The organism is Deltaproteobacteria bacterium (genome assembly GCA_016930875.1).
Taxonomy (GTDB): Bacteria; Desulfobacterota; Desulfobacteria; order Desulfobacterales.
The window spans coordinates 22,895-30,002 of the sequence record JAFGFW010000032.1 but is presented as its reverse complement, the minus strand read 5'-3'; the positions used below and the strand labels follow the sequence as shown (position 1 = coordinate 30,002).

Sequence of the window (7,108 nt, the reverse complement as noted above, 5' to 3'; positions counted from 1 at the left end):
GCGGGCCGTAGCCTTCGGGCTCTCCGCCATAGGCTTCGGCCCGCAGGCGGGCGGAGAGCTCGTAGCCGCCGACTTCGCCATAGTAGCTTTGGCTACGACGGCTGAAAAGGCTACTTCCCGGCCTTCGTAGCCGTTGCCACTTCGGCGGAGTAGGCTGGCGAAGTCGGCGACCAATGACAAGTGATCAATGAAAAATGAAAAATGTTTATTACCTTTGAAGGAATTGAGGGTTCGGGAAAAAGCACTCAGATAAGGCTTCTCATGCCTGTGCTGCAGGCAAAGGGCTATGATTGCATCACGACCCGGGAGCCCGGTGCAACCAAGATCGGGGAAAAGATCCGCGCCATCCTTCTGGACTCCAGCCACAGCTCCATGTTATCCATAACGGAGCTTCTCTTGTACGAGGCTGACCGCGCACAGCACGTCCGTGAAATCATTGAGCCCGCACTGCAAGCCAATAAGGTGGTAGTCTCAGACCGGTTCTTTGACGCCACTACCGTGTATCAGGGCTACGCAAGGGGCTTTGATCTTGAAGTCATTGAGCGAATGCATCACATGGTGGTCGGCAGCCTCAAACCGGACCTCACCATCATTCTGGATCTGCCGGTTGACCTTGGCCTGAAGCGGGCGTGGGAGCGCATCAACACCCAATCAACGCACGTTCGGGAAGATCGTTTTGAAAAGGAGGCCCTGGCCTTTCACGAAAAGGTCCGCCAGGGTTATCTGGCCATGGCCAAACTCGAACCTGAACGCTTTCGAGTGATAGATGCGTCAAAAGACCCTGAAACCGTGCACAAAGTGGTTACAGAAGTTGTGTTGAGTAGTTTCCGTGCCTGAATCAAACACTGCCTTGTGTTGTCAATTGATTTCTGACTTGTTTTTTTGGGTAGTCCACCCGTAATAGTCACCTCCTACTCCTTTTTCTGTCATTTCGACCGTGGGGAGAAATCTTGTGCAGGTTAAGTTGATCATGAATTCGACGGTCAGACTCACCTTGCTGGGTGCCGCCACGCTCTTCTTGCTGGGTCTGCCCGCTACTTCATCGACCAAACAGAACCCGAAGGATTCCGAGATCGTACAAGTGGAAGCCTATGCATCTCATGAGTCCATACATCCTGAAGGGTCCTTTCGGATAGCCATCATCGCAGACATCAAACCAGGCTTTCACATAAACAGCCACAACCCGACTGACCAGTTTCTTGTTCCAACGGTTGTCAGGTTTGATGAAGAGGAAGGGATTACCTTGAGCCCTGTAAGTTATCCGGTTCCAGAGTTAAAATCATTCTCTTTTTCCACAAGCAAGGCATCTGTTTATAACGGAAAAATTTCCATCTTTTCCCAGGGCCGGCTTTCCAATGATATTCCTCCAGGAGATGTGAAGGTTTCGGGAATTCTGGCTTATCAGGCCTGTAACGATCAGACTTGTTTCATGCCCAAGTCTGTTGGCTTTGAGATACGCCTTAAGGTTGTGAACACAGACGAACCGATCAAGCTGATCAACAAATATATCTTCGAACAGAAAGCCTCCACCCCCACCCTACTCTCCCCCTCAAAGGGGGAGGGTTTAAGCAGGGATGAACTACACGCCAAGCAGGTCATTGAAAAAGGCCTCATCTATGCTGTCATCGCTTTTTTCCTCTTTGGACTTGCCTTGAACCTGACCCCTTGCGTCTATCCCGTTATCCCAATAACGGTCAGCTTCTTTGGGGCTCAAAGTGAGCGAAAAAAGATGAGGACGTTCGTTCTCGCTCTATACTACGTAGCAGGAATTGCGATCGTTTTCTCCATTCTGGGTTTGATCTCCGCTCTTGCAGGCAGGCAGTGGGGGTTCTTGTTCCAAAGCCCCTGGTTTGTGATCTTTGTCACCATCATTATTCTATCCATGGCGGCCAGCATGTTTGGGGCATTTGAAATCACGGTCCCCTCGTCTTTGATGACATATGCGGGCAAATCACGACAAGGCGCCATTGGCTCTTTTGTCATGGGATTGACCGTAGGAGTAATTATTGCTCCCTGTGCGGCCGGCATCATAATCGGGCTGGTCGGCATTGTCGCCAAGCTCGGCATGGTAGTAAAAGGCACATTGCTCTTTTTTGTCATGGGCTTGGGGCTGGGGGTCCCTTATATCTTCCTGGCCGTGTCTTCCGGGCTCTTGAGCCGTTTACCGAAATCCGGCGTGTGGATGGTCTGGATACGTAAGCTCTTTGGCGTCCTCTTGATCGGCGTGGCCCTATATTTCCTGGTGCCACAGGCAAAACAGGCCAGTGACCAGCAGGGTTTCTATCTGGGTGTCCTGGGTATTTTCGGCGGGCTTTTGCTCGGCTTCCTGGAACATGGCGAGGGATACAGTCGAGCATTTAAGATCATTCGTGTTATTTTCGGCTGCCTGCTCATCCTTGCAGGTGTATTTCTTGTTGACCGGGCCTTACAACGAAAGTCAGGAGCCATTAATTGGATTAATTATGACAATCAATCCATTAAACAGTTGCGAAGTGAAAACAAACCCGTCCTGATCGACTTCTACGCGGATTGGTGCGCCGCCTGCAAGGAACTGGACCACAAAACATTCTCAGACAAGAGGATTGTAGAAAAATCAAAGGGGTTCACTATGGTGAGAGTAGATGCTACATCACCGGACAGCAAACGGACCCACCTGATAAGGAAGTTCAAGATATCAGGCCTCCCTACTGTGGTTTTCATGAGCGCCAAGGGAGAAGAACTGAATAGCCTGAAGATCACCGGTTTCTTGAAACCAGCCGAAATGATAAGAAGAATGGAAGATGCCCTGGGTCCATAAGGGGAGTCATCATGCCCTATTGAGATGAGGGCTATTGACCCTGTGCTTAACAGGACGTTGGGCGGATCACATTGAATTGCTGAGCTATTTCATTACTTGGCCAGGCCATCTGTTTCAAAACAATGACGAGAAACAAAACCTTAGGTGACTTAGGCGAGGCTGGCATTATCCGGCTTATGGAGGCGAATGCCCCCAAAGAACTACCATCTCGCTTGAAAAAGGGGATCGGCGATGACTGCGCGGTCCTGGAAACCGCGGGAGACAGCGTTCTCTTGGTAACAACAGACACTCTTATTGAAGGGATCCACTTCACCGCCCATACCATGCCCCCGGAGGCCCTTGGCTGGAAGGCCCTTGCCGCGAATATCAGCGACATTGCCGCCATGGGTGGCGCCCCACACACAGCATTTCTCTCTATCGGCTTGAAGTCAGGGACAAAGGTAAGCTTTTTGGAATCATTCATGGCAGGATTCAAGACACTTGCCGATAAGACCGGCATTGTCCTGGCCGGAGGGGACACGGTGGAGAGCCCTTCATCTGCGGTCGTTACGATAACGCTGCTGGGAGACTGCCTGAAAGAACGCGTCGTGTACCGCTCCGGAGCCAGGGTCGGAGACGACGTGTGGGTGACCGGCCCGCTGGGCAATGCAGCCGCAGGGCTGTTTCTCCTTCAAAACCAAGGTCTTGATGTATCTCCCGAATACGAATCCCTTGTGCAAGCCCACCAAAAACCGATGCCTCCACTTAAGTTGGGGAAAGCCCTGGCACAAAGTGGTCTCGTGCACGCCATGATCGATATCTCAGATGGTATTGCCAAAGACCTTGGCCATATCTGCGAGCAAAGCGGCGTGGGATCGGAGCTCCAGGGGTCTTCTATACCCATGTCGAGCAATTTGCTGAAACTGGCCGCCGAGACAGGAAAAAACCCCGTCGAGTGGGCTCTTCATGGCGGTGAGGACTATGAGATGTTATTTGCGGCCTCCCGTGATGGAAGAAACCAGATCTTATCTCTCGCCGCAAGAGTCACAAGCAGATCGCCGGTGAGAATAGGCGCCATCGTCCAGAACGACGGCATCCGGCTTGAGACAGAAAACGGGAAGGTGCCTGTCAAGTCCGGCGGGTATGTTCACTTTTAGACTTGGCACACTTTGGTTCACTGAGCTTATTCAATAGAAGTCTGAATTGTTCGTAAACATCCTTATGGTGGCCAATATAATAGACCTGGATAAGACAGTTTTTCTCGAAGCCCCGGTATTTGTTTTAATATTGCCGTGGCGGATCTGGAATTTTTCTTGACTGGGGCCTGTTCCTTTTCTAAAAATAAACTTTACACTCTTTGCGATTTCATGCTTTTTGGTATACTAAGAACTCTTTTTTGCGAGGAGGTCAGCCATGGATTGCATATTCTGTAAAATAGTGGCCGGTGAGATCCCGTCTGTGAAGATTTATGAGGATGACAGGACACTAGCCTTCATGGACATAAACCCTCTGAATGACGGCCATCTTCTTATTATCCCGAAAGCACATGCCGCTACCATCCATAAAATAACTGAAGCCGATTTTTTAGCGGTCATGTCTGCCACGCATAAACTAGCGGCCGCTGTTCAGAAGACGCTCGCCCCTGAGGGGATCAATATATTGCAGCTAAACGGCGAAGCTGCCAATCAGGTTGTGCCACATCTTCATGTGCACATTGTTCCCAGGTGGTCCGGGGACGGATTAACCGTCTCGCAATGGAATCTGGCGCCGGGCGACATGGAAAAGATCAAGGAACTGGCGGATCAGATCAAATCCGAAATCGCGAATTGAAAAACGTGGAACGGAAATCTGACAATGGATTCCAGATGCCTGACGCCCGATACCAGATCCGTGCTCTATGCTAGAACAAAGTTTCAAAAAAAATATTACGTGGGTAGCCCTTGAAAAATGTCTCTATAATGGTGTTCTTGATTCCCACGCGTCATCTGGCATCCGGTATCCGGCATCACGATTTACCAGCACTAAATAGCGAATGACGCATTCCATCCTAGACAACATCGGCCATACACCGCTGGTTGAAATCAAGCAGCCCAACCCCAAAGTTACTCTCCTGGCTAAGCTTGAATATTTCAACCCCGGCGGTTCCATAAAAGATCGGATCGCCAGGGCCATGATCGAAGCTGGAGAGGCATCCGGCGCCTTGACAAAGAGCAAGGTCGTATTGGAGGCCACCAGCGGCAATACGGGCATAGGCCTGGCCCTGGTCTGTGCTGTGAAAGGATACCGCCTTCTTCTAACCATGTCTGAATCTGCCAGTGTGGAACGCCGCCAGATCCTTCACGCAATGGGAGCTGAAATCCGTCTCACCGCAGAGCGTCTTGGCACGGACGGAGCCATAGAGGAGGCCTATCGCCTGGCCCGGGAACACCCCGAAACCTATTTCATGACCGATCAGTTCAACAGTGAAGCGAACTGGCGGGCCCACTACGACAGCACCGGGCCAGAAATATGGGAACAAACCCAGGGCAAAATTACGATGCTCGTGGCAACCATGGGAACCACGGGCACTGTCATGGGAACGTCAAGGCGATTGAAACAATACAACCCCGACATCCGGATTGTGGGTGTTGAACCCTATCTTGGTCATAAGATTCAGGGCCTTAAGAACATGAAGGAGTCTTATCGGCCTGAGATATATGAAAAGGAACGCCTTGACAAAAAGGTAAATGTGGATGATGAAGTGGCCTTTGAAATGGCCCGCCGCCTTGCCAGGGAAGAAGGCATATTTTCCGGTATGAGTTCCGGCGCTGCAATGGCAATTGCGCTGGAAGAGGTCAAACCGATGTCCGATGGCGTGGTGGTGGTTATTTTACCCGATGGTGGCGATCGCTACTTGAGTACATCCCTCTTTGCTGTACGAGAAGAGACTAACCTGAGGTTTTACAATACACTCACTCGCACCAAGGATCCCCTGGAGCCCCTTAGCCCCGGGAACGTCTCCATCTACACATGCGGTCCAACAGTGCATGATCGCCTCCATATCGGAGAGTGTCGCCGTTTTGTCCTTGCCGACCTTCTCCGTCGCTATCTCGAATACAAGGGATATGCAGTAACCCATGTGGTGAACATCACGGACCTTGATGACAAGACCATCCAGGGATCTGAGCAGGCAGGCATGGAGATCAAACCCTTCACTGACCAGCATGTGCAAGCCTTTTTCCAAGATATGGCGGTCTTGGGTGTCAAACCTGCCACACACTATCCCAGAGCGAGTGAACACATTGACGATATGGTGGCATTGACTGCGAGGCTTCTTGAAAAAGGGTTTGCCTATGAGAAGCTCCAATCTGTCTATTTTGATATATCCAGATTCACGGACTACGGCAAACTTTCCGGCATTGATCTTGACAAGATCAAGCTCGGCTCCACAGTAGACCTGGACGAGTACGAAAAAGCCAACCCAAGGGATTTTACACTCTTTAAGAGGGCCAAACTCTCCGAACTCAGGCGGGGGGTCTATACAAAGACCGACTGGGGCAATGTAAGACCGAGTTGGCACATTGAGTCGGCCGCAATGGCCTTGAAATATCTCGGGGAGACCTTTGACATCTATACAAGCAGCCGGGACCTCGTTTTCCCCCATCATGAAAATGAGGTAGCCGTTTGCAGCGCCCTCACCGGCAAACCCCTTGCACGTTATTGGATACTCAACGAATTGGTGCTTTCCCGTGGGAAAAAGGCTCACGCAGGACCCGACATGCCGTATGTTCGAGACCTTTTGGACCGAGGATACAGCGGCCGCGTTATTCGGTATTGGCTATTGTCTCACTATTACCGCAAACCTCTGAACTTTTCCTATGAAGCTCTCGATCAGGCAAACGGCGCTATCCGCAGGCTCGACGAATGCGTGCACATGTTAAACAGCTTAGAAGGTGGACGACCTTTCAGTGAATTGGACCAGCTTCTTTACGACATAAGAACCAGTTTTACAGATGCCATGGATGACGACCTGGATATCTCCCCCGCCATGGCGGCGATTTTCCGGATCGTTAGACAAATCAATCGGTTAGTGGCTAGAAAAGAGGTAGATGAAACTGGCGCGAGGCGCATCAAGGATGCCTTTAAGAAGATCAATGAGATTCTTGGTATCTTTGATTTCAAAGAACCGGCAACGGATGCCCACATACAAGAGCTTGTCCGCCAGCGAGAAGAAGCAAGAGGCAAGAAAGACTGGGCCCTTGCTGACGAGATCAGGAAGCGTATCAAAAACATGGGAGTGGAAGTTAAGGATAAGAAGATTGGATCCTGATCCCTGATGCCGGATACCTGATG

5 protein-coding genes are annotated in these 7,108 nt (G+C 50.8%); all 5 read left to right on the top strand.

What is annotated here, in order from left to right:
- The first annotated feature begins 201 nt into the window (after window positions 1-201).
- The 5 genes from JW883_03350 to JW883_03330 all read left to right on the top strand — a co-directional run bounded on the left by JW883_03350 (window position 202) and on the right by JW883_03330 (window position 7,085).
- Window positions 202-837 carry a dTMP kinase gene (locus JW883_03350; protein ID MBN1841304.1) on the top strand — a complete coding sequence of 212 codons (636 nt, stop codon included), beginning with the start codon at window positions 202-204 and terminating at the stop codon, window positions 835-837.
- A 115-nt stretch (window positions 838-952) separates the two neighbouring features.
- On the top strand, window positions 953-2,797 hold the full coding sequence (locus JW883_03345; GenBank protein ID MBN1841303.1) for a thioredoxin family protein: 1,845 nt from the start codon (window positions 953-955) through the stop codon (window positions 2,795-2,797).
- Between the two features lie 122 nt (window positions 2,798-2,919).
- Complete coding sequence (gene thiL, locus JW883_03340) at window positions 2,920-3,933, top strand: thiamine-phosphate kinase (protein ID MBN1841302.1); 1,014 nt, start codon at window positions 2,920-2,922, stop codon at window positions 3,931-3,933.
- Between the two features lie 256 nt (window positions 3,934-4,189).
- On the top strand, window positions 4,190-4,606 hold the full coding sequence (locus JW883_03335) for an HIT family protein (GenBank protein MBN1841301.1): 417 nt from the start codon (window positions 4,190-4,192) through the stop codon (window positions 4,604-4,606).
- Between the two features lie 202 nt (window positions 4,607-4,808).
- Window positions 4,809-7,085, top strand: a complete 2,277-nt coding sequence (locus JW883_03330) for a cysteine--tRNA ligase (GenBank protein MBN1841300.1) — start codon at window positions 4,809-4,811, stop codon at window positions 7,083-7,085.
- The last annotated feature ends 23 nt before the right edge of the window (window positions 7,086-7,108 follow it).